The sequence below is a fragment of the Streptomyces decoyicus genome, from assembly GCF_019880305.1.
Classification (GTDB): domain Bacteria; phylum Actinomycetota; class Actinomycetes; order Streptomycetales; family Streptomycetaceae; genus Streptomyces; species Streptomyces decoyicus.
Genome location: NZ_CP082301.1, coordinates 4,999,613 through 5,021,110 on the forward strand (window position 1 = coordinate 4,999,613; position 21,498 = coordinate 5,021,110).

Annotated in this window: 19 protein-coding genes; 6 read left to right on the forward strand and 13 right to left on the reverse strand. The window is 73.1% G+C overall.

Going from position 1 to position 21,498, the window contains the following annotated elements; genetic code table 11:
- Window positions 1-107: 107 nt before the first annotated feature.
- Together K7C20_RS22110 and K7C20_RS22115 are read right to left on the reverse strand one after the other, a co-directional pair.
- Window positions 108-1,760 (reverse strand): DNA repair helicase XPB, encoded by a 1,653-nt coding sequence (locus K7C20_RS22110; RefSeq protein WP_053209309.1) that lies wholly within the window; start codon window positions 1,758-1,760, stop codon window positions 108-110.
- 189 nt (window positions 1,761-1,949) lie between these two features.
- Complete coding sequence (locus K7C20_RS22115) at window positions 1,950-4,502, reverse strand: helicase C-terminal domain-containing protein (protein WP_053209308.1); 2,553 nt, start codon at window positions 4,500-4,502, stop codon at window positions 1,950-1,952.
- A gap of 176 nt (window positions 4,503-4,678) precedes the next feature.
- Between K7C20_RS22115 and K7C20_RS22120 the strand changes: the two genes are divergently transcribed.
- Together K7C20_RS22120 and K7C20_RS22125 are read left to right on the forward strand one after the other, a co-directional pair.
- Entirely contained in the window at window positions 4,679-5,890 is a 1,212-nt protein-coding gene (locus tag K7C20_RS22120; protein ID WP_222892646.1) for a hypothetical protein, read from the forward strand.
- Between the two features lie 45 nt (window positions 5,891-5,935).
- Entirely contained in the window at window positions 5,936-6,592 is a 657-nt protein-coding gene (locus K7C20_RS22125; RefSeq protein WP_053208950.1) for an HAD family hydrolase, read from the forward strand.
- Here the strand turns inward: K7C20_RS22125 and K7C20_RS22130 are convergent.
- Window positions 6,538-6,798, reverse strand: a complete 261-nt coding sequence (locus K7C20_RS22130; RefSeq protein WP_222892648.1) for a hypothetical protein — start codon at window positions 6,796-6,798, stop codon at window positions 6,538-6,540. The two genes, K7C20_RS22125 and K7C20_RS22130, sit on opposite strands and share 55 nt — an antisense overlap.
- Before the next feature lie 227 nt (window positions 6,799-7,025).
- Here K7C20_RS22130 and K7C20_RS39025 point away from each other — a divergent pair, with 227 nt between their 5' ends.
- Window positions 7,026-7,409 (forward strand): cold-shock protein, encoded by a 384-nt coding sequence (locus tag K7C20_RS39025; protein ID WP_018089689.1) that lies wholly within the window; start codon window positions 7,026-7,028, stop codon window positions 7,407-7,409.
- Window positions 7,410-7,460: 51 nt separating this feature from the next.
- On the opposite strand, the gene K7C20_RS22140 is transcribed toward K7C20_RS39025, so the two are convergent.
- The 4 genes from K7C20_RS22140 to K7C20_RS22155 all read right to left on the reverse strand — a co-directional run bounded on the left by K7C20_RS22140 (window position 7,461) and on the right by K7C20_RS22155 (window position 11,075).
- Window positions 7,461-8,312 (reverse strand): 1,4-dihydroxy-6-naphthoate synthase, encoded by an 852-nt coding sequence (locus K7C20_RS22140; protein ID WP_030089419.1) that lies wholly within the window; start codon window positions 8,310-8,312, stop codon window positions 7,461-7,463.
- Between the two features lie 9 nt (window positions 8,313-8,321).
- Entirely contained in the window at window positions 8,322-9,086 is a 765-nt protein-coding gene (locus K7C20_RS22145; RefSeq protein WP_053208951.1) for a futalosine hydrolase, read from the reverse strand.
- A gap of 26 nt (window positions 9,087-9,112) precedes the next feature.
- On the reverse strand, window positions 9,113-9,616 hold the full coding sequence (locus tag K7C20_RS22150; protein WP_030089413.1) for a hypothetical protein: 504 nt from the start codon (window positions 9,614-9,616) through the stop codon (window positions 9,113-9,115).
- Window positions 9,617-9,686: 70 nt separating this feature from the next.
- On the reverse strand, window positions 9,687-11,075 hold the full coding sequence (locus K7C20_RS22155; RefSeq protein ID WP_030089411.1) for an MFS transporter: 1,389 nt from the start codon (window positions 11,073-11,075) through the stop codon (window positions 9,687-9,689).
- A 430-nt stretch (window positions 11,076-11,505) separates the two neighbouring features.
- Here K7C20_RS22155 and K7C20_RS22160 point away from each other — a divergent pair, with 430 nt between their 5' ends.
- Both K7C20_RS22160 and K7C20_RS22165 read left to right on the forward strand, forming a co-directional pair.
- Window positions 11,506-12,411 carry a DUF3027 domain-containing protein gene (locus K7C20_RS22160; protein ID WP_030089410.1) on the forward strand — a complete coding sequence of 302 codons (906 nt, stop codon included), beginning with the start codon at window positions 11,506-11,508 and terminating at the stop codon, window positions 12,409-12,411.
- A gap of 651 nt (window positions 12,412-13,062) precedes the next feature.
- A complete protein-coding gene (locus K7C20_RS22165; protein ID WP_167352500.1) occupies window positions 13,063-16,344 on the forward strand; it encodes a sacsin N-terminal ATP-binding-like domain-containing protein in 3,282 nt (1,093 codons plus the stop codon).
- An 87-nt stretch (window positions 16,345-16,431) separates the two neighbouring features.
- Here the strand turns inward: K7C20_RS22165 and K7C20_RS22170 are convergent, their stop codons facing one another.
- The 3 genes from K7C20_RS22170 to K7C20_RS22180 are packed head-to-tail and all read right to left on the reverse strand — an operon-like array spanning window position 16,432 to window position 17,951.
- Window positions 16,432-16,872 carry a DUF6879 family protein gene (locus K7C20_RS22170; protein WP_342452559.1) on the reverse strand — a complete coding sequence of 147 codons (441 nt, stop codon included), beginning with the start codon at window positions 16,870-16,872 and terminating at the stop codon, window positions 16,432-16,434.
- Window positions 16,873-16,912: 40 nt separating this feature from the next.
- Complete coding sequence (locus K7C20_RS22175; RefSeq protein WP_030086380.1) at window positions 16,913-17,128, reverse strand: DUF397 domain-containing protein; 216 nt, start codon at window positions 17,126-17,128, stop codon at window positions 16,913-16,915.
- Window positions 17,112-17,951, reverse strand: coding sequence for a helix-turn-helix domain-containing protein (locus K7C20_RS22180; protein ID WP_030086378.1), 840 nt, complete (start codon window positions 17,949-17,951; stop codon window positions 17,112-17,114). Before K7C20_RS22180 ends, K7C20_RS22175 begins: the two co-directional genes overlap by 17 nt.
- A 193-nt stretch (window positions 17,952-18,144) precedes the next feature.
- Between K7C20_RS22180 and K7C20_RS22185 the strand changes: the two genes are divergently transcribed.
- A complete protein-coding gene (locus K7C20_RS22185; protein ID WP_030086376.1) occupies window positions 18,145-18,441 on the forward strand; it encodes a hypothetical protein in 297 nt (98 codons plus the stop codon).
- 52 nt (window positions 18,442-18,493) lie between these two features.
- On the opposite strand, the gene K7C20_RS22190 is transcribed toward K7C20_RS22185, so the two are convergent.
- From K7C20_RS22190 to K7C20_RS22200, 3 genes are all read right to left on the reverse strand, one after another.
- On the reverse strand, window positions 18,494-18,679 hold the full coding sequence (locus K7C20_RS22190; protein WP_053208855.1) for a hypothetical protein: 186 nt from the start codon (window positions 18,677-18,679) through the stop codon (window positions 18,494-18,496).
- 139 nt (window positions 18,680-18,818) lie between these two features.
- On the reverse strand, window positions 18,819-19,010 hold the full coding sequence (locus K7C20_RS22195) for a hypothetical protein (RefSeq protein WP_030086375.1): 192 nt from the start codon (window positions 19,008-19,010) through the stop codon (window positions 18,819-18,821).
- A gap of 72 nt (window positions 19,011-19,082) precedes the next feature.
- Window positions 19,083-21,497, reverse strand: coding sequence for an HAD-IC family P-type ATPase (locus K7C20_RS22200; protein WP_030086374.1), 2,415 nt, complete (start codon window positions 21,495-21,497; stop codon window positions 19,083-19,085).
- Window position 21,498 lies beyond the last annotated feature (1 nt).

The following is a 21,498-nucleotide window of genomic DNA, read 5'->3' on the forward strand; positions in this document are numbered from 1 at the left end:
GGGGCGGCCCGTCCGAGCGGGGGCGCCCGGCCAGGTATCCGGGCGGAACGCCGCGCCCGGTACCAGGCCGCCGCCCCGTTCAGCCGGCGTTTCGCGAGACCGCCGCCTCAGGCGTCCTCGTCCGCCGCCAGCAGCTCGTCCGCATCCACGATCCGGTAGGCGTAGCCCTGCTCGGCCAGGAAGCGCTGGCGGTGCGCCGCGAAGTCCTGGTCGATGGTGTCGCGCGCGACGACCGAGTAGAAGCGCGCCTCGTGCCCGTCCGCCTTGGGCCGCAGCACCCGGCCCAGCCGCTGGGCCTCCTCCTGGCGCGAGCCGAAGGTGCCGGACACCTGGATCGCGACCGTGGCCTCCGGAAGGTCGATGGAGAAGTTCGCGACCTTGGAGACGACGAGCACCGAGAGCTCGCCCTGCCGGAAGGCGTCGAAGAGCTTCTCGCGCTGGGCGTTGGTGGTCTCGCCCTTGATCACCGGCGCGTCCAGATGCTCGCCCAGCTCGTCCAGCTGGTCGATGTACTGCCCGATGACCAGCGTCTGCTCGCCCTGGTGGCGGCGGACCAGCGCCTCGGTCACGTACTGCTTGCTGGCGGTGGTCGCACAGAAGCGGTACTTCTCCTCCGTCTCGGCCGTCGCATACGCCAGCCGCTCGGATTCGGTCAGGTTGACCCGCACCTCGACACAGTCCGCGGGGGCGATGTACCCCTGCGCCTCGATCTCCTTCCAGGGGGCGTCGAAGCGCTTCGGCCCGATGAGCGAGAAGACATCCGACTCCCGGCCGTCCTCGCGCACCAGCGTCGCGGTGAGCCCCAGCCGCCGCCGCGCCTGAAGATCGGCGGTGAACTTGAAGACCGGTGCGGGCAGCAGATGCACCTCGTCATAGATGACCAGGCCCCAGTCCCGGGAGTCGAACAGCTCCAGGTGCGGGTAGACGCCCTTCCGCTTGGTCGTCAGCACCTGGTACGTGGCGATGGTGACCGGCCGGATCTCCTTCTTCGTCCCGCTGTACTCACCGATCTCCTCCTCGGTCAGCGAGGTCCGCTTCACCAGCTCGTGCTTCCACTGCCGGGCCGAGACCGTGTTCGTCACCAGGATCAGCGTGGTCGCCTTGGCCTGCGCCATCGCGCCCGCCCCGACCAGCGTCTTGCCCGCGCCACAGGGCAGCACGACCACACCCGAGCCGCCGTGCCAGAAGCCCTCGACGGCCTGCTGCTGGTACGGCCGCAGCGCCCAGCCGTTCTCGTCCAGCTCGATCGGGTGCGCCTCACCGTCGACATAGCCGGCCAGGTCCTCGGCCGGCCAGCCCAGCTTGAGCAGCGTCTGCTTGATCTGCCCGCGCTCCGACGGGTGCACCACGACCGAATCCGGGTCCAGCCGCGCCCCGACCAGCGGCTGCACCTTCTTCGAGCGGAGGATCTCCTCCAGCACGGGGCGGTCGGTGGTGGTCAGCACCAGCCCGTGCGTGGGGTGCTTGGTGAGCGTGAGGCGCCCGTAGCGCGACATCGTCTCGGCGATGTCGACGAGCAGCGCATGCGGCACCGGGTACCGCGAGAACTGCACCAGCGCGTCGACGACCTGTTCGGCGTCGTGCCCGGCCGCCCGCGCGTTCCAGAGCCCGAGCGGGGTCACCCGGTACGTATGGATGTGCTCCGGCGCCCGCTCCAGCTCGGCAAAGGGCGCGATGGCCCGCCGGCAGGCGTCCGCCAGCTCATGGTCCACCTCCAGCAGCAGCGTCTTGTCGCTCTGGACGATGAGGGGTCCGTTCACGCGCCTCGCCTTTCGCTTCCCGGTCGTCGACCGCTGGACCGGCCACAGACCTCGACCGTTGATCACGACCGCAGACATCGACCGCAGATACGGCCAAACGTCCAGTGTGCCGCATCGCCGCGGCGGTCGTCAGCGATGGACGGCGGGCCCCCGCGCGCGAAGGAAAGCACGGCAGGCTCCGGTGCCCGCTCAGACCGAATCGTCCGCCAGTTCCGCCACGCCCGTGATCCGGTGCAGCGGGTACGTACGGACCTCGTCGGAGGTGTGGTCGTAGGCCGTCACGAAGCCGCCCTCGACGCGTACGGGGGCGATGACGCGCTGGCTGGCGGCACCGTCGGCGTTGACGTAGCCGATCCACAGGGCGGAGTGGGTCAGGACCGCGGCCTGCATGGTGGCGAGGGTCTCGGCGGAGGTGGTGCGGGGGAGGCCGCCGGGGGCCGGAGCGGGGGCGTGGACCGGCTTGCGTTCCGCGGTGGCGGCGAGGTCGCCGGCGCGGATGGCGCGTACCGCCGCGGTGAGCAGGGTGGGGTCTGGGGACGGCGGGCCGTCGGGGACCGGGGCGGGGGCGGTGCGCGGCGGGGTGCGGTGGGTGTCCGCGCGGGCGATCAGTACGTCACCGGCGGCGGACTCGGCGGCCGGGGCGTAGCCCATCGCCCGCAGGCCGTCGAGGAGTTGGTCGGGGGCGGTCTGGGCGGCGAGCACCGTCGGGGCGATCCGGCGCAGACGCAGGGTGGCGGCGCGGCGGTCGGCGAGGATCTCGGAGAGCAGTGCGTCGTCGTCGCAGCGGACGTAGGCGGTGGCTGCGCCGACCCGCAGCCGGCCGTGCTTACGGGCCACATCGTCGATGAGGTAGGCGAGCGGCTGGGGGACCGGGGTGCGGGAGTGGGTGGTGAGGAACTCCTGCAACTCGGAGGCGGAGCGGCCGGCGTCCAGGGCGCGGCGTACGGAGGCGGGGGTGAAGCGGTAGACCGTCGCGCCGCCCTTGGACTCGATGTCGGCGAGGACGCCGAGCGCGTCGGCGAGCGGGCGGTGCAGCGGGCCGGGGGCGACGGCGGTCAGGTCCGCCTGGAGGAGGACGTGGTCGACCGGTTCGGGGAGGAGGGGGGCGAGCAGGGCGGCGGCGCGGGTCGCGGCGGCGTCGGTGTCCGCGGGGGTGGGGTCCGCGGTGGTGTGCGACGTGGCGTCGATCAGGGCGCGCCCATGGGTGGCGAGGGCGCCACGGCCGGTCACGCCGAGCAACTCGGCCTCGGTCAGGGTCCATTGGGCGAGGCGCGAGCGGAGGTCGTCGACGGGGTCGGGCGCGGACCCGGCGGGACCGGCCGGGCCGGCGGCGCCGTCGACGGCGGCCGCCGCGGACGGAGTCCGGCCCACGGCCGGTGCCGGAGCCTGGCCCGCGCCGCTCCGCAGCGGCCGCTCCCACCGCAGCCGCGAGCGGACCGCCGCGGCCGGTACGGACGCGCCGCTCGGCAGGGTGGCGAGCAGGGAGAGGGCGCGGCGGCGGACCTCGGGGGCCGGGGACCGGTCGAGGTGCGGGCCGAGGGCGGCCAGCGCGCGGCCCTTGGCGTCGGCGGTGCCGACGACCCCCGGGGTGCGGGTCGCGGCGAGCCAGCCGGCCGCCAGCGCGGCCCAGCGCTCGTGGTCGGGCAGTTGCAGCCACTCCTCGGCGGCCGGGGTGGCCCCGAACCGCTCGTCGGCCTCGCCGTCGGAGGCGATCAGCCCCGCCCCGTAGGCGAGTTCGAGCCAGAAGGCGGCGAGCTGCTCGGTGGTGTCCAGGGCGGCGGCGGTCCGCTTGAGGTCGCGGACGCTCATCCCGCCGGCGCGCAGCACGGCCGGTCCGCCCAGGTCCCACTCCTTGAGCAGCTCCTCGACGGTCGCCAGCGCGGTGAACGCCTGGCTCGCGGCGGCGTTGTCCACAAGCTGTGGATCACGTTCCGTGGCGGGCGCGAGGGCGGGCGGGACCGGCTCGGGGGTGTGATGGGCGCGCCCGCCGCGCAGATGGAGCGCCGCTTCCCGCGGCAGCACGACATTGCGGGCGCCCGCCGCGATCAGCAGGCCCCGGTCCAGCAGCCACTGGAGGTGCGGGGCCGGGCGGTCGGTGACCCCGCCGTAGGGCGGGCCCCACAGCAGCTTGTCGAGGACGGTGACGGATTCGGCGGGCGCGGTGTCGAGCAGCGCCGCCATCCGGGAACGGTCGGAGAACAGCCCGGTGAGCGCGGCGACCGCGGTGACCGGGTCGTGGGTGGTCGGCAGCCCGGCCGCGGCGATGATCTCCTGAAGCCGCCCCGGCGACATCCCCGCCGTGGCCTCGGCGACGGTCGGGCCCAGGCCGGTCGGCGACGGGTGCGTGGCGCTGGGACTGAGCAGCTCACGGGCCGTACGCACCAGCCGCAGCCGGTCGTCCGGGCCCCACACCAGCGCCTGCGCACGCAGCTCGGCGACCGCCCGGGGCAGCTCGGCGGCGACCGCAGGGTTCCCGGCGTCCCCGGCCATCAGCCCGCCCAGCGTGTCGTACGGGCACGGGTCGGGCGCCACCGCCAGTGCCTCGGCGGTCTGGAGCACGAACCGGTCGAGGCGCTCCACCGCGCGCACGACCGACGCCCGCGTCCCGGCCCGGGTGGCGAGCTGGGTGACATCGCCGGGCACCGGATTGAGCAGGTCGGGACGTGCCCGCAGCAGCCCGACGAGCCCGCTGTCGGTGCGGGTCCTGAGCTCCTCGGCGAGGGTGCGGGGTGTACCGGTCATTCGTCCTACGTTAGCGGGGTGGGGCCGGACGGGGGACCGTGTGGCGGCCCGGTATGCGTGCAGCGCCGCCACGGCACCCGGACGCCACCCCGTTCCGTCCCCCGCGGCCTCCGGCCCGTCGGCGGGCCGAAGCGGTACCGTCGGGGCAGCAACCAGCGGACGCCGCAGGGGATTTCGTGGGGATCGAGAGCGATCAGCTCGTCTATGACTATCTGAGCCGGGTGGGCGACCTGGCCCAGCAGCGGGGACTGCCCGCCGCCACGCGGATGCGGCTGGTCACCGGGCTGCGGGCCGAGATAGACGGCCGGCAAGCCGATTCGGTGTCCGGGGTGAAGCGCATTCTGGCGCGGCTGGGGACACCGGAGGCGGTGGTCACGGCCGCGGGGAGCGCGGACGACCGGGTGCCGGGGGCGTCCCGGGGCGGCCCGTCGGCGCGGCCGGGGCCGGCTGCCGGGCGCGCCTCGGCAGCGGAGCCCGCCGCTCCGGCCGGCCGCCCGCCCGCGGAGCCGTCGCGGCCCGCGGAGCCGCCCCGGCCGTGGAGCGCCGCACGCGAGAAGCTCACCGGTCTGGCCCGGCGCAGCGGGCTGACGGGCAGACCGTCCGCGAACGGCAAGGACTCCCCGCACGGCAAGGACTCCGGGCCCGGCACGGTGCCCGCCCCGCGTGACGGGGCGGCGGCCCCCGCGCCGTCCGTCGGCCTGCCCCCGCATCTGGCCGGTGCGGACGAACTGGGCGACGACGCCGACGCGCCCGACTGGTGGCGGGTGGAGCCGGCGCCCTTCGGGCCGGGGGAGACCGTGCCGGGGTTCGTCGGCGGCATCGAGATCCCGGAGATATGGGACCGGCCCAAGAGCGAGCGCCCGCTGTCGTTGCAGAAGGACGGCGCGGACGGGGACGAAGCGGGCGGCACGGACGCGGACGGCGCGGCGCCGGCGGAACGGACGCTGCCGGGGCTGGTGCGGCGGGTGCTCCGCCGGCGGGGCGGCGCGGCCGCCGAGGCGGCACCTGTGGCCGGAGCCCCGGACGAGGTGGTGGTGGCGCCGGCGCGGGCGCCGCTCAGCCCGGTCCTGACGCTGGCCGTACTCCTGCTGGTCGCCGGTGCGGCGCTGGGGTCGTGGCTCGCGCTGGCGGGCGGCTGGGGGCTCGCCTACGTATCACGGCGGCTGAGCCGGGCCGAGGCCAAGTTCGCGGCGCTCGGCGTGCCGGGGATCGTCGTCGGCGGCATGGTGGTGTGGCTGTGGGGCCGGTTCGACGGGCGGTGGGGCGAGCCCATCGCCCAGGGACGGCTGGGGCAGGAGATGGCGGACGGACTGCCGGGGATCGTGCGGGTGGCGGCGGTCGCCTCGGCGTTGTTCCTGGTGTGGCGGATGCGGCGGGTCCCGCGCTGAGGGCGGGCCCCGGCCCGGGACACCGTCGCAGGCACAATGGCAGGCATGGCTGCACACTCTCCGACGGTCGGCTTTGACCTCGACATGACGCTGATCGACTCCCGTCCGGGCATCAAGGCCGCCTATCAGGAGCTGTCGGCCAGGACCGGCACCGTCGTCGACGCCGACCTCGCGGTGAGCCGGCTGGGGCCCCCGCTGGAGGAGGAGATCCGCCGCTGGTTCCCCGAGGAGCGGGTGGCGGAGATCGCCGGCCTCTACCGCGCGCTCTATCCGGAGTACGCGGTCGCCGCGTCGCCCGCCCTGCCCGGCGCCCGCGAGGCCCTCGACGCGGTCCACGCGGCCGGCGGCCGGGCGATCGTGGTGACGGCGAAGTACGAGCCCAGCGCCAAGCTGCACCTGGAGCACCTCGGCCTCGACGTGGACGCCCTGGTCGGTTCCCTGTGGGCGGCGGGCAAGGCCGAGGCGCTGCGCAAGCACGACGCTCAGGTCTACGTCGGCGACCACATCGGTGACGTCGTCGGGGCGCACGCCGCGGGCGCACTGTCCGTCGCGGTCGCCACCGGCCCGTGCGACGCCACGGAACTGCGCACCACCGGCGCCGACGTGGTGCTCGGCGACCTGACGGAGTTCCCGTCGTGGCTGGAGCGCTATCTGGCGGAGGGTGCGGACGGGGGCGCCGCAGCCGCCGCCCGACGGCGCTGAGCGGTGGCGGAACGGATCACTCCGGCCGCGGCGATCGCAAAACCGAGGCCCATCAGCATGCACACCCAGTAGAAGACGGACGGCAGCGGTTCGGTCCCGAGGAACAGCGGCGCCACCGTGGCGAGAGTGGCCGCTGCGCCAACTAGGAACATGATCGCGCCGATTCGGACCAGCAGATCCCCGGCCAGGGGAGTTTCGTCAGACACCTGACCAGGGTAAGTCGGGGCCAGAAGCACTGAGGATCCACCCGGCGGCGTCTTGTCACCGGCCTTGGGACCATTAGCCTTGGGTGTGGCGGGTCCTGCGGCCCGCTGCACTGCTCTCCAGCCCCTCTCCCGCTCCCGGTTCCGCACGGGCGGGGGAGCCCCACCCTGCAGTTTCCGCAGAAGACCCGGCCCAGTTTTTTCCAACGAGTACGAGGACGAGGACAGACGTGCCTACCGGCAAGGTCAAGTGGTTCAACAGTGAGAAGGGCTTCGGCTTTCTCTCCCGCGATGACGGCGGTGACGTCTTCGTACACTCGTCGGTGCTGCCCGATGGCGTAGCCGCACTCAAGCCTGGCCAGCGCGTCGAATTCGGCGTCGTCGCCGGCCAGCGCGGCGACCAGGCGCTGACCGTGACACTCCTCGACCCCGCACCCTCGGTGGCCGCGGCGCAACGCCGCAAGCCCGACGAACTCGCCTCGATCGTCCAGGACCTGACCACGCTCCTGGAGAACGTCACCCAGCAACTGGAGCGCGGCCGTTACCCGGACAAGGTGCACGGCGCGAAGATCGCCGGCATGCTGCGCGCCGTCGCCGACCAACTGGACGTCTGAGCAAGCAGGCTCAAGGGCAGCCGCTCCCACGCGTCACACGCGGCTCTCAGCTCACACAAAGTGCAACGCATCGCGGCCGAGGGGCGGAACCAGCCCCTCGGCCGCGGCGCGGGTGAGCAGTCCGCGCACCGCGGCATAGCCGTCCTCGCCGAGGTCGGCGGTGAACTCGTTGACGTACAGCCCGATGTGCTGTTCGGCGACCTTGGGGTCCATCTCCTGGGCGTGCTCCAGGACGTAGGGCCGGGAGGCCTCGGGGTCGTCCCAGGCCATCAGCACGGAGCTGCGGACCGCCGCCGCGAGGTCGCGCAACGCCCGCTCGCCCAGCGACCGCTTGGCGATGATCGCGCCGAGCGGGATCGGCAGGCCGGTGGTGAGCTCCCAGTGCTCGCCCATGTCGGCCAGGCAGACCAAACCGTAGTTCTGGTACGTGAAGCGCGCCTCGTGAATGACCAGGCCGGCATCGACCTTGCCGTCGCGCACGGCCGGCATGATCTCGTGGAAGGGCAGCACCACGATCTCCCCGACACCGCCCGGCACCTCGGCCGCCGCCCACAGCCGGAACAGCAGATAAGCGGTGGACCGCTCACTGGGCACCGCGACCGTCTTGCCCGCCAGGTCCGCGGCCGGGCCCTGCTCCCGGGTCAGCACCAGCGGCCCGCAGCCGCGCCCCAGCGCCCCGCCGCAGGGCAGCAGCGCATAGTCGTCGAGCACCCACGGCAGCACCGCGTACGACACCTTCAGCACATCGAACTCACCGCGCTCGGCCATGCCGTTGGTGAGGTCGATATCGGCGAAGGTGACCGCCAGCTCCGGCGCGTCCGGGACGCGGCCGTGCGCCAGCGCGTCAAAGACGAAGGTGTCGTTCGGGCACGGCGAGTACGCGATGTTCAGCGGCCGGGTCACGGGTCCTCCTCAGGGACGGTGCAGTTCCGGAGCCGGTCCGGCAGCGGCCGACAGGGCTCCGGGAAGCGTACGGAAGGCACCGGTCAGGGCGTTGAGTGCAGGGCCGATGCGCCAGGCGGCGCGGTCGCGCGGGCCGACGGCGTTGGAGATCGTACGGAACTCCAGCACCGGCACACCGTGCGCGGCGGCCGCCTCGGCGACCCCGAAGCCCTCCATCGCCTCGGCCAGCACACCCGGGTGACGCTCCGTCAGCTCGGCGGCACGGGCCGCGCTGCCGGTGACCGTGGAGACGGTCACGACGGTGCCGGCCGCCGCACCGGCCGCCGCGGCGACGGCCTTCACCAGCGCCGGGTCGGGCAGGTGCGCCACCGTCCCGAAGCCGAGTTCGGTGACCGGGGTGAAGCCGTCAGGGGTCTCGGCGCCCAGGTCGGCCGCGACGATCGCGTCCGCGACCACCACGGAGCCCAGGGGCGCGCCGGAGGGAGATCCCCCGGGCCGGGCACCGGGGCCCGGGGAGAAACCGCCGCCGATACCGGCCGAGACGACCAGGTCGTACGGCGCTTCGGCGAGCGCGGCGGCGGTCAGCGCGGTGGCCGTGCCGGCAGCCGCGGCGGCCGGGCCGACGCCGGCGGCGAGCACATCGAACGCCACCGGCACCCCTGCCGCGCGCCGCAGCGCGTACCCGCCGGGCAGCGCCACCTCGTCGCAGGGCCCCGCCGCGGCAGCCACCGCGTCGCACTCGGCGGCCACCGCCGTGACGACCAGGACCCTCATCGGACGGCCCTCCCACCTCAGATGTCTCAGTCCTTCTGCTTCAGGGTGAAGTGCCACAGGGTCTTGGGCCCGTCGCCGCCGCTCAGCTCCGCGACCTGGAGGGTGACGTCCTTGGAGTAGGAGGTCTGGCCGGTCTGCGGGTTCTGCTGCATGAAGAGGGTGTCCGCGTCGAAGCTGCGGTACGTCTGCTTGCTGGGCTCGCGCATGACGGGGCCGGCACCGATGACGATCCAGCCGGACTTGGCGACCTCCGGGTCGACGCCGACGCGCACCTTCTCACCGGGGTGGACGGTGATCGTCTTGCCGCCCTTCTTGGTGATGCAGGCAGTGACGTCCTTCTTGGAGAGGACCTTGCCCCCGCCGTCGCAGCCGGGGGTGGCCTCGGCCTGCACCGTCGTCGAACCGACGGTCACGGTCGCGAGCGATGTCGGCTTCTCGCAGGCGGAGAGGGTGATGAGACCCAGGGACACGGCACCGATGGCGGCAGCGGCACGGCGGCCCTTGCCCCAGGAGATCAACGCAGCGGTCATACGGGCAGGCTATCTGGCGCTCCGGCTCACGCCACGCCCGGGTACGGCGTGCCGCGTTGCCCGTCGGGTCTCAGGCCACCCGGGGGCTCGGCGTACCGCCCCGCCGGGCCGCACTGAGCAGTCCGCGTACGGCCAGCACCACGCCCAGCGCCACCAGCCCCGCGGCCACCGCCATCCCCATCGTGCCGATCAACGGCAGCGAGATCCCGATCGCGCCGCCCACCACCCACGACATCTGGAGCGCCGTCTCGGACCGGGCGAACGCGGAGGTGCGCACCTCCTCCGGCACATCGCGCTGGATCATCGCGTCCAGCGACAGCTTCGCCAGCGCCTGGCACAGCCCCGCGGCGGCCGCCGCCGCAGGCACCACGACCACGGCCGCCACCGGGTAGAAGACCGCCGCGAGCACCGTCGCGCACAGCGCCAGCCCCAGCATCGCCGCGATGATCGGCTCCGGGCCGCGGGCCTTCAGCCACGCGCCCACCGCCGTCCCCAGCGCATTGCCGGTCCCCGCCGCCACCACCACCAGCCCCAGCGAGGCCGCCTCGCCCAGCCCGCCCAGCGGATGCTCGCGCAGCAGGAAGGCCAGGAAGAACGTCAGAAACCCGGAGAGCGCCCGCAGACAGGCATTGGCCTGAAGGCCGTGCAGCACCGACGGGCCGACCGTACGCAGCCCCGGCTTCCGCCCGGCGCCCGCCGAGCGCGCGGAGGCCTCCCGGGACGCCAGCCGGGCCCTTCGCTCGCCCTTCGCCGAGTCGACCTTGTGCGGCAGCGAGAAGGACAGGACCGTACCGGCGGCAAACACCACACACGCCCCGTACAGCGGCCAGCTCGGCCCGAGCATGTGCAGCCCGCCACCCATCGGCGCCGCGACCCCGGTCGCCAGCAGCCCCGCGAGCGTCACCCGCGAATTGGCCTTGACCAGCGAAATCCGCGGTGGCAGCAGCCGCGGCACCACCGCGCTGCGGACCACGCCGTACGCCTTCGACGCCACCAGCACACCCAGCGCCGCCGGATACAGCTCCAGCCCGCCGGTCGCCACCGCGCCCGACATCGTCAGCGCCAGCAGCGCCCGCGCCAGCATCGCGCCCGCCATCGCCGCCCGGCGGCCGTGCGGCACCCGGTCCAGCAGCGGCCCGACGACCGGGGCGAGCAGGGCGAACGGCGCCATCGTCACCGCCAGATACAGCGCCACCCGGCCCCGCGCCTCATCCGTCGGCACCGAGAAGAAGACCGTCGAGGCCAGCGCGATGGTGATCATCACGTCACCGGCGGAGTTGACCGCATGCAGCTCGATCAGCTTGCCCAGGCCCGACTCGCCCGCACCGTGCGCATGCGTGGCGCGCCGTACTCCCCGCGCCGCACCGGTGAACGGTCTGCGCAGCGCACGGCCGACCACCCGGCCCGCCCGGCGGGCCCGGTTGTCCCCATTCCCGCCTCGTGTCGAGGCGTGCGACACCTGCGATGACTTCCGTGCGGTCCTGGACACCCTCGACACCTTCGACGCCCTTGCGGCAGCCACCCGGTCATAGTGCCCCAACTCGCCCAGGAGAGGGCACTTTCTCCACGCTGGCGCGCGAGGCGTACCCGCGCGCAGTCGCTGCCGCTGACATTTGCCCTCCCACCGAGGGGTCGTACACCGTTGAAGGGGTAGCGTGTGTAGCGCGCCACCGGCGGTCGTTCTTGGCCGCGTGCCTCCTCGCGATCCCGCAGAATGGGACGTAAGAGGTGCGCTCGACCGAAACGACCGGGCGCGGACGTCGACGCGGTCCCCTGGTCCGCTCCGCCCGCCCCGGTACCGCCGGTCGTCCGGACAGGACAAGGACAGCTACGGCTGGCGCACTCGTGAGACGGCGTAGAAGAGAGAATCGATTCTTGTGAGTGCTGCGATGCGAAGCCGTACCCCTGACCGCCTGTGCGCCGAGGCGGTCGACCTTGCCCGGGAGGCGGCGGAGGAAGCCGCACTGCCCGGCACGGTCGGCGAGCACATCGATGCGGTGGCCGACGGGGACCGCGTCGTCACCCACCTCTTCGCCTGCAACGAAGCCGGCTACCGCGGCTGGCGCTGGGCCGTGACGGTCGCCAGGGCCTCCCGCGCCAAGCTCGTCACGCTCGACGAGACGGTCCTGCTGCCCGGCCCGGACGCGCTGCTCGCACCGGAGTGGGTGCCGTGGAGCGAGCGGCTGCGCCCCGGCGACATGGGCCCCGGCGACCTGCTGCCCACCGAGGCCGACGACCTGCGCCTGGAGCCCGGCTTCACCGGTGAGGACGCCCCGCCGCCGAACTCCCCGGTCGCCGAGGGCATGGCCGCCGACGTCGCCGACTCCGAGGAGGCGGACGTCGTCCCGGGCTCGCCCGCGATCCAGCCCGCCCCCGAGCGCGGCAGCATCGCGGCGGTCGCCGAGGAACTGGGCATGCGCCGCGCCCGGGTCCTGTCCCGCTACGGCCTGCACACCGCCGCCGACCGCTGGGAAGAGGCCTACGGGGCCAAGACCCCCATGGCCCAGGCGGCCCCCGCCACCTGCGTGTCCTGCGGCTTCCTCACCCCGCTCCCCGGCTCCCTGGGCCAGGCCTTCGGCGTCTGCGCCAATGAGTTCGCCCCGGCGGACGGGCGCGTGGTGTCCCTCGCGTACGGGTGCGGTGCGCACTCCGAGGCCGCCGTCATGCCGAAGCCGCCGCGGCCGGCCGCGCCGGTGGTCGACGAGACGGTGGTCGAGCCGTTGTCGCTCCGCCCGGAGCGGGACGGGGGGTCGGTCGAGGAGACGGGACCGGCCGAGGAGCTCGGCCACAGCTAGGCGCGCTGGCGCGCTGGGCCCCCGGCCCCACGTGGTTTTCTGCGGCGCCGTTTCGCCTCTCGTTCTTTCGCCTTCGGCGGGGGTGGGGGTGGGTGGTGGTCGGGCGGGGGCCGCGTGTCGCCTTCGGCGGGGGTGGGGGTGTTCGGGCGGGGGCCGCTTGCTGTTCGTGGTGGTGCCGGTGGTGGGCCTCCGGGGCCTGTGTTGTGGACTGCTTCGCTTTACGTCCACAACACAGGCCCCTCCGGCCCACCCCCTCCCGCCGGGTTGGGCGGCCGCCGCCCGGTGAGGGTGAAGGTTTTCAAGACCAGAAGCTCGGCCACGTCGTGGCGTAGCTGATGTTCGTGGTCTTTGTTTTTCTCCTGCACTTCCACCGGGGTGGGGCCCACAACGGACGGGAGGGGGCGGGGCCGGAGGGGTGGGTGTTCGGACGTAAAGCGAAGCAGTCCGAACACCCACCCCTCCGGCCCCGAACCCGGCACCCACCACAAACCCGGGGCCCCACCCCACACACCCCCTCCCGCCGAAGGCGGGCACACCTCCCGCCGAAGGCGGGGAAATCGACCGCCGAAGGCGGGAAACAGGCACGGCGGGGCACCCGCAGACGTGGGGCGATACCGTCGGCCCACCGACACACGCTTAGGGAGACGGACAGTGACAGCTACGTCGTGGGTGCGAGGCGCAGCCGGAGACCCGTTCGGGACGGCCCGACTGCGGCGTGGCGTGCTGGATGCCTGGGCCGCCTCGCCGGCCCGGTTCCGGGAGGATGCCAACGCCGAGGAGGACCTCGCGCTCGGCGGCTACCGCGACCGGCTCGCCGTGGAACTGGCGCAGAACGCGGCGGACGCGGCGGCCCGGGCCGGCGTCACCGGCCGGCTGCGGCTGACCCTGCATGCGGCCAATGGCGACGCGCCCGCCGTGCTCGTCGCGTCCAACACCGGCGCCCCGCTGGACGCCACCGGCGTCGAGTCGCTGTCGACGCTGCGTGCCTCCGCGAAGCGTGAGGCCGGCGTGTCGGCCGGTGCGGTCGGCCGGTTCGGTGTGGGCTTCGCGGCGGTGCTGTCCGTGAGCGACGAGCCGGCGTTGGTGGGCCGTACGGGCGGAGTGCGCTGGTCGCTGGCCGAGGCGCGCGGGATGGCGGAGGAGGTCGCGGCGCACAGCCCCGGCCTGGGCGGCGAGTTGCGCCGGCGCGACGGGCATGTCCCGCTGCTGCGGCTGCCGCTGCCCGCGGAGGGCACGGCGCCCGAGGGCTACGACACGGCCGTCGTGCTGCCGCTGCGGGACGTCGCGGCGCAGGATCTCGCCGAGCGGCTGCTGGACGGGATCGACGCGGCGCTGCTGCTGACCCTGCCGGGGCTGTCCGAGGTCGTGGTCGAGACCCCGGAATGCGTACGGGAGTTGCGGCGGAGCCAGGACGGCCCGTACGTCCTGATCGAGGACAGTGAGCGCGGTGCCACCCGGTGGCGGGTGGCGAGCGACGGCGGTCCGCTGGACCCGGCGCTGCTGGCGGACCGGCCCGTCGAGGAGCGGCTGCGGCCGTCCTGGTCGGTGACCTGGGCGGTGCCGGTGGACGACGAGGGCGCACCGGCGCGTCCGGGGACGGCGGCGGTGGTGCATGCGCCGACGCCGACGGACGAGCCGCTGGGGCTGCCCGCGCTGCTGATCGCCTCGTTCCCGCTGGAGCCGACCCGTCGGCATGTCGCACCGGGCCCGCTGACGGACTTCCTGGTGGACCGGGCGGCCGCGACCTACGCGGGGCTGCTGGGCGACTGGCAGCCGGTGTCGGTCGGCACCCTCGACCTGGTGCCGGGGCCGCTGGGCAAGGGTGGTCTGGACGGTGAGCTGCGCCGGCAGGTGCTGGAGCTGCTGCCGCGGGTGCGGTTCCTGACGAGCGCGGGCGCGCCCGGAGGCCTGCCGGCCGAGCCCGAGGTGCCGGCGGCGGGCGAGTGGGACGAGGCCGGCGGCGGTGTGGACCGCTTCGTGCTGCGTCCGGTGGATGCCGAGTTGGTGGAGGGCGCGGGCGCGGCGACGGTCGGGGTGCTGGCCGAGCTGTTCCCGAGCCTGCTGCCGGCCGGTCTCGAACGCCGTCCCGAGCTGCGGGCGTTGGGTGTGGCCCGGGTGCCGCTCGGGGAGATGGTCGACCGGCTGGCCGGCGTCGAACGGTCGCCCGGCTGGTGGTGGCGGCTCTATGACGCGCTGGCCGGCACCGACCCGGACCGGCTCAGCGGGCTGCCGGTGCCGCTGGCGGGCACGGCGGGCCAGGGGCCCGGCGGGGGCGGTGGCGTACGGACCACGATCGGGCCGCGGCAGGTGCTGCTGCCGTTGCCCGGCGGCGGCCTCGACGAGGACGCCGCGGCCCGGCACCGTACGCTCGCCCGGCTCGGACTGAAGGTCGCCCACCCCGAGGCGGTGCACCCGCTGCTGGAGAAGCTGGGCGCCACCCCGGCCCAGCCCCGTGCCGTACTGACCACGCCCCAGGTGCGCGCGGCCGTGGCGAACTCACTGGACGCGGACGAGGACGCCTACGACGTCTTCGCCGACGAGATCGACGGCGGGGCGGGAGCTCCGCTGGGCGCCGAGGAACTGGCCGAGACAGTGCTCGGGCTGGTCCGGGACGCCAACCTCGCACCGGGGGACGAGCCCTGGCTCGGGGCGCTCGCGCTGCCCGACGAGGACGGTGAGCTGGCGCCCGCGGGTGAGCTGGTGTACCCGGGCAGCGCCTTCGAGCGGGTCATCCGGGAGGGTGAACTCGCGGCCTGCGAAGCTGAGTTGGCCGAGCGCTGGGGCGAGCAGCCGCTGACGTCGGTGGGCGTGATGGCCGACTTCGCGCTCGTCCGGGCCACCGATGTCGTCCTCGACCCGGACGAAATGGATCCGCGGGACGGGGACTTCGCCGAGCCCGACGACGTCGGACTGCTGGACGCGGTGGACGTCTGGTGCGAGGACATCCTCGACGCGCTGCCGGATACCCCCGTACCGCCGGTGGTGACCGAACTGGTGGCGGTCCGCGACCTCGACCTGGTCGACGACGACGCCTGGCCCGAGGTGCTGGCCATGCTCTCCCGCCCGCCCCTGCGCGACGCCCTGACAGCACCGGTGCGGGTGCTGCTCCCCGACGGCACCACCGAATCGGTCCGCCCGTACACCGCCTGGTGGCTGCGCGGGCACCCGGTGCTCGACGGCCGCCGGCCCGCCGGTCTGCGCTCGGCGGGTGGCGACCCGCTGCTGGCCGGGCTGTACGAGTCCGCGGACGCCGGCGAGGTCGACGCACAGGTGCTGCGGGCGCTCGGCGTCCGTACGTCCGTCGCCGCGCTCCTGGACGAGCCGGGCGGCGCGGCGGAGCTGCTGACCCGGCTCGCCGACGCCGAGCTGCCCGTCGGCGCCGCACAACTGCACGCGATCTACGGCTTGCTGGCGGACCTCGACCCCGATCAGGTGACCCTGCCCGACGAGCTGCGGACCGTGCTCGACCGGCAGGTCCGGGTGGTGGACGCGGCGGAGGCGGTGGTCGCCGACGCCCCGGACCTGGTACCGCTGGCCGCCGGCCTCGCCCTGCTGCCGGTACGCCCCGCCCGCGCCGCCGAGCTGGCGGAACTGCTCCAGGTACGGCGCCTGAGCGAGGTGCTCAACGCCGAGGTCCGCTCCGAGGGCGTACGCCACGAGGTGCCGGACGCCGTACGGGCCCTGCTCGGCGCCGCCACCCCCGAGGCGTACACGGAGCACGAGGAACTCCTCGTCGGCGACGGCCCCGACGACACCGTGGAACTGGACTGGCGCCGCACCCCGGACGGCACGCTCCACGCCGCGACCCTGGAGGGCGTTGCGGCAGCCCTGGCCTGGGCAGCAGGCCAGTGGCCCCGCCGCTTCGAGGTCGCCGCCCTCCTGGAGGACCCGGACCGGGGCGAGGAACTGGCACGGGCACGGTGGTTCGACTGACGGAGGACGGGCATGGGTCCGGGCCCCGTCGCGCTGCGGCGGGGGCCGGTGCCCGCCGGTCGAGCCGCGGAGCGGCATGAGCGGTTCTCAGGACGTGTACTCGGAGTGCTGGACGGCGGAGGCCCAGAGCAGATCCCGCACGCGGGCGCATGCGGCGACCGTCTCGGGATCATCGATCACTTCGGGCCCGAGGACCCTCCCCGTGTCGTCGAAGTGCCCCACGGCCAGGAGCTTGTCATCGAAGAGCCACCAGTCATTGCCCTCTACAGGGAAGACCAGATCCTCGTGCAGCTTGTGGCGCGGTAGCCAGCGGATGGACTCGCCGGCCTCTACGTTGACGTGGGCCGTCGCGTACTCCCACTGAATGCAGGAGCTATGGGGCTCGGTGACGACCCGCACTCGGCGCACGGTCTTCCCGGGGCCGGTGACGCGCTGCATGAGCTGTGTCCACGGCACCATGAACGAGTTGTCGACGCTCCCTCGGAGCCAACTCTCGTACGGGCCCTCTTCTGTGCACTTCGCCCTGATCCGGCGGGGGCCGGCCGGCCGTGGTGCACTGCGCGGTGGCTCAGCCTGCGAACTCTCCGTTCTTGACGGCGGTGAGGAAGGAGGCCCAGTCGTCCGCGCGGAAGGCCAGCGCGGGACCGGTCGGGTTCTTGGAGTCGCGTACCGGGACAGCGCCGGGCATTCCATCGGCGACCTCGATGCACGCGGCGCCCTCACCGTTGCTGTAGCTGGACTTGCGCCAGCCGACCAGACCAGATGCGTCAGGAATCTTCTTCATCTTCGTAGTCTCTCAGGTAACTGCGGATCAAATCGAGAGATCCGCTCTCCGGTAATGCCATGGAGCGAGCAATATCAAAGCGCTGGGTGAGCTGGAGGACGCGTCGCGGCGACTCTACCGATTCACCTGAAGCGAAGCTCTCGGCATATCCGGTCGTCGTGCCGTTCCTGAGGGTGAGCAGGGTCAAACTCCCGGCCAGCAATGGATGTTCTCCCTCCCTGAAGGGCAGAATCTGAATCGACGTGTGCGGCAACCGAGCCATCGTGAGGATGTGGTGAATCTGCCCAGTCATGCACTTTGCACCCCCAACTGGGCGCCTTAGTGCGGCTTCGTCCATGATTGCCCAGTAGAAGGGTGGTTCTGCCTTGTCGAATACGCGCTTGCGGCGCATTCGCGCTGCCGCCAGTTCGTTTACTCGTTCTTCGTGCTCGCCGGGCAGTGATTTCCGAATCAGGGCATGGGCGTAATCGTCGGTTTGCAGGAGTCCGGGAATCAGGCTGCTCTCGAATACCTGAATGCGAGCGGCCTTGGCTTCTCCATGAAGTACCGCACGCCCGTAGTCCGGAATCGACGAATCCTGCGCCATGGACAGTAACTCGACGAAGAGTCCGTCCGTGGCGAAGTGCGCGTCCAGGGCCTCGGCCAGCGCTTCCGAGGGCAACTGCTCCCCGCGCTCCACCCGGCTGAGGTACGTATGCGGGTAACCGACCTTGTCGGCGAGGGCTCGTTGGGAAAGGCCCGCGGTCTCCCGCAGGCGGCGTAAGCGCCGGCCCAGTACCGAGCGCGGGGTGGCCCTGTCGTCGTCCTCGTTGTTCAGCTCCATTGCTCGAACACACCTTCAACTCGCTGTCCACGGGCGCACTTTGGTGACACGTACGGCGTGCACTCAGCGTATTCCGTCAGCAATGCTGAGTGAGGACGAAAAGCCCCCGCGACCGCTGCCACGGTCCGGGGGTGTGGCCATCAGCCCTGTGGAGGTCGACGACATGAATCACGCTATCGGGAAACTTTCCGGCGTGACGGAGGAACACCACGGCCCCGTACGGCTGCTGCCCTGGTCGGGTCCTGACGGCAAGCCCTGTTATCTCGTGGGGGAGGGCGGCGGGTACGTCTCCCGGGTCGCTGACGAGATCGAGGGCGTACAGCTCGGCATGGCCGATGCCATTCTCGGTCACGCGGAGGACATGCTCGGCGGCCGTCGGGTCACCAGTCGTGAGCTGCGGTTCCTCGCCCGGGGGTTGGCCGATGCGCTGCGGGATGTGCGGCGCATCGCGGAGAGCCGGGGGGCTCGGTTGGCCGCGTCGGGGGCGTGAACGCGAGGGGCACTGCGGGGTGTGAGTACGACGCGCAGCGCACCGTAGGGGATCAGTTCGAGCGGAATCTCTTGACGAGGCTCCAGATGACGACGATGGCGGAGAGGGCGAGGAGGGGCCACACCCACCAGTCGAAGGTGCCGTCGCCGGTGCCGCCGTAGTGGCCGCCGTAGTGGTGGTGGTAGTGACGGTGCGAGCTCGCCAGCACCCTGTACGCCAGGTCCCCGTGGGATGTCATGGGGCAGGAGCGTAGTACGGCAGAAGTGCCCGGGGTATCGGCCGGGCAGGTTCTCTTCGGCCCCAAGTACCGCCCGCCGGTGGGGGAGCGCGGGGGCCTCCTCAGCCCGATGGTGCACCATGCGCGCCGCGGCCGGCGCTCACCTGGAGCGGAGCCGCCGCTTCACGAACACCCAGGCGACCCCGAGCACGACGCCGACCGGGATCATCCACCACGCGCCGGCGAACGAGACGCCGGAGGAGTGGGAGTCGTAGTGGCCGCCGTAGTGGCTGGAGTGGTGATGCGAGCGGGCCAGCAGCTCGAATGCGCGGGCTCCCGAGTGGAATGTCATGGGCACGGACTCTAGGGGAGGCGGGGTGGGCGTCGCGATGCCGGGGCGTAGGTGGTGGACGGGAGGCGGACGTCAGGCCGGGAACCGCCGTCCCACCCAGCGCCAGGTGATCTCCAGCAGCACCGCCGCCACCATCGCGATGGCGACGGCCGCCCACGGCATCGTCGTCCCGACCAGGCGCAGGTCGAAGAACGTCTGCAGCCAGGGGGTGGCGAGGACCGCGAGGAAGGCGAGGCCCATCGCCAGGACCAGGGCGATCCGCCACCAGGTGTAGGGGCGGGCGATGATCGCCAGGACCCACATCGCGGCGAGGAAGAGCGTCAGGGTGGCTGCGCTGGTCTCGGCGGGCAGGGCGTCCGGGCCGGTGTAGTAGCCGCGGGCGAGCAGGTAGGTGGTGAAGGCGGCGAGGCCCGTGATCAGGCCGGACGGCACGGCGTAGCGCATCACCCGGCGGACGAAGTGCGGTTCGGCGCGCTCCTTGTTGGGGGCCAGGGCGAGGAAGAACGCGGGGATGCCGATGGTCAGGGTGGAGAGCAGGGTCAGATGCCGCGGCAGGTACGGGTAGGGGAGCTGGCAGCAGGCCACCAGGATCGCCAGCAGGACCGAGTAGACGGTCTTGGTGAGGAAGAGGGTGGCGACACGGGTGATGTTGCCGATGACCCGGCGGCCCTCGGCGACGACCGAGGGGAGCGTGGCGAAGCTGTTGTTGAGCAGGACGATCTGGGCGACGGCGCGGGTCGCCTCGGAGCCGGAGCCCATGGCGACGCCGATGTCGGCGTCCTTGAGGGCGAGTACGTCATTGACGCCGTCGCCGGTCATCGCGACGGTGTGGCCGCGGGACTGGAGGGCGGCGACCATCGCCCGCTTCTGCTGCGGGGTGACCCGGCCGAAGACCGCGGCCTCTTCGACCACCGCCGCCATCGCGTCCCGGTCGCCGGGCAGTTCGCGCGCGTCCACGGGGTCGTCCGCGCCCGGCAGCCCCAGCTTGCCGGCCACCGCGCCCACCGACACCGCGTTGTCGCCGGAGATCACCTTGGCCCGGACGCCCTGTTCCGCGAAGTAGCGCAGGGTGTCGGGGGCGTCCGGGCGCAGCCGCTGCTCCAGGGCGACCAGCGCGGTGGGCCGCACGCTCCGCGTGACCTCGGGGTCGTCCAGCTCCCGTGCGGTGCGGGCCAGCAGCAGGACGCGCAGGCCCTGTGCGTTGAGGCCGTCGATCTCGGAGAGGCGGTGGTCGCCGGGCGACAGCAGGACGTCCGGGGCGCCGAGCAGCCAGGTGGTGCTCTCGCCGTCCGGGCCGTTGAGGGCGGCGCCGCTGTATTTGCGGGCGGAGGAGAACGGCAGCGCCCGGGTGCAGCGCCAGGCGTCGTCCGCCGGATACGCGTTGATGATCGCCTGGAGGGAGGCATTGGGCCGCGGATCGCACCCGCCGAGCGCGCCCAGCACCTCCTTGACGTACGCCTCGTCGCCGTCGAGGGCGCGCAGACCGTTGACGTCCATCCCGCCCTCGGTGAGGGTGCCGGTCTTGTCCAGGCACACCACATCGACGCGGGCCAGCCCCTCGATCGCGGGCAGCTCCTGGACCAGGCACTTCCGGCGGCCGAGCCGGATGACACCGATCGCGAAGGCGACGGAGGTGAGCAGCACCAGGCCCTCGGGGATCATCGGCACGATGCCGGCGACCATCCGGCGGATCGCCTCGTCGCCCGGCAGGCCGAGGGTGAGCAGATGGCTCAGGATGAGGCCGATCGCGGTCGGGATCATCATCCAGGTCACGTACTTGAGGATCCGGCTGATGCCGCTGCGCAGCTCGGAGTGGACCAGGGTGAAGCGGCTGGCCTCCTCGGCGAGCTGGGCCGCGTACGCCTGCCGGCCGACCTTGGTCGCGGTGAAGGCGCCGCTGCCCGCGACGACGAAGCTGCCGGACATCATCCGGTCACCGGGCTTCTTGAGGACCGGATCGGCCTCGCCGGTCAGCAGCGACTCATCGACCTCCAGGCCGTCGCTCTCCAGCACCTCGCCGTCGACGATGATCTTGTCGCCGGGCCCGAGTTCGAGGACATCGCCGAGGACCACGTCGGAGGCGGGGACCTCGGCGGCGGCCCCGTCGCGCCGGACGAGGGGCCGCGCCTCTCCGATCACCGCCAGGGCGTCCAGGGTCTTCTTGGCGCGCAGCTCCTGGATGATGCCGATGCCGGTGTTGGCGACGATGACGAAGCCGAACAGGCCGTCCTGGATCGGGCCGACGATCAGGATGATCACGAAGAGCACGCCGATGATGGCGTTGAAGCGGGTGAGGACATTGGCCCGGACGATCTCCGTGGCCGAGCGGGAGGACCGTACGGGGACGTCGTTGACCTCGTCCCGGGCGACTCGTTCCGCGACCTCGGCGGCGGTCAGCCCGGGGTTGACCGGTTCCTGAGCGGTCCGTCCGGCCGGCTCGCCGCCCGGTCCGGAGTGCTCGACTTCGGCCCTCGCCCGCTCCGTCATG

Bases quoted from the DNA above. Each gene is read 5' to 3' on its own strand.
- K7C20_RS22115 (WP_053209308.1), bottom strand. From the start codon at position 4,502: ATGACCGGTACACCCCGCACCCTCGCCGAGGAGCTCAGGACCCGCACC.
- K7C20_RS22125 (WP_053208950.1), top strand. From the start codon at position 5,936: ATGGCTGCACACTCTCCGACGGTCGGCTTTGACCTCGACATGACGCTG.
- K7C20_RS22145 (WP_053208951.1), bottom strand. From the start codon at position 9,086: ATGAGGGTCCTGGTCGTCACGGCGGTGGCCGCCGAGTGCGACGCGGTG.
- K7C20_RS22150 (WP_030089413.1), bottom strand. From the start codon at position 9,616: ATGACCGCTGCGTTGATCTCCTGGGGCAAGGGCCGCCGTGCCGCTGCC.
- K7C20_RS22160 (WP_030089410.1), top strand. From the start codon at position 11,506: ATGCGAAGCCGTACCCCTGACCGCCTGTGCGCCGAGGCGGTCGACCTT.
- K7C20_RS22175 (WP_030086380.1), bottom strand. From the start codon at position 17,128: ATGAAGAAGATTCCTGACGCATCTGGTCTGGTCGGCTGGCGCAAGTCC.
- K7C20_RS22180 (WP_030086378.1), bottom strand. From the start codon at position 17,951: ATGGAGCTGAACAACGAGGACGACGACAGGGCCACCCCGCGCTCGGTA.
- K7C20_RS22190 (WP_053208855.1), bottom strand. From the start codon at position 18,679: ATGACATCCCACGGGGACCTGGCGTACAGGGTGCTGGCGAGCTCGCAC.
- K7C20_RS22195 (WP_030086375.1), bottom strand. From the start codon at position 19,010: ATGACATTCCACTCGGGAGCCCGCGCATTCGAGCTGCTGGCCCGCTCG.
- K7C20_RS22200 (WP_030086374.1), bottom strand. From the start codon at position 21,497: ATGACGGAGCGGGCGAGGGCCGAAGTCGAGCACTCCGGACCGGGCGGC.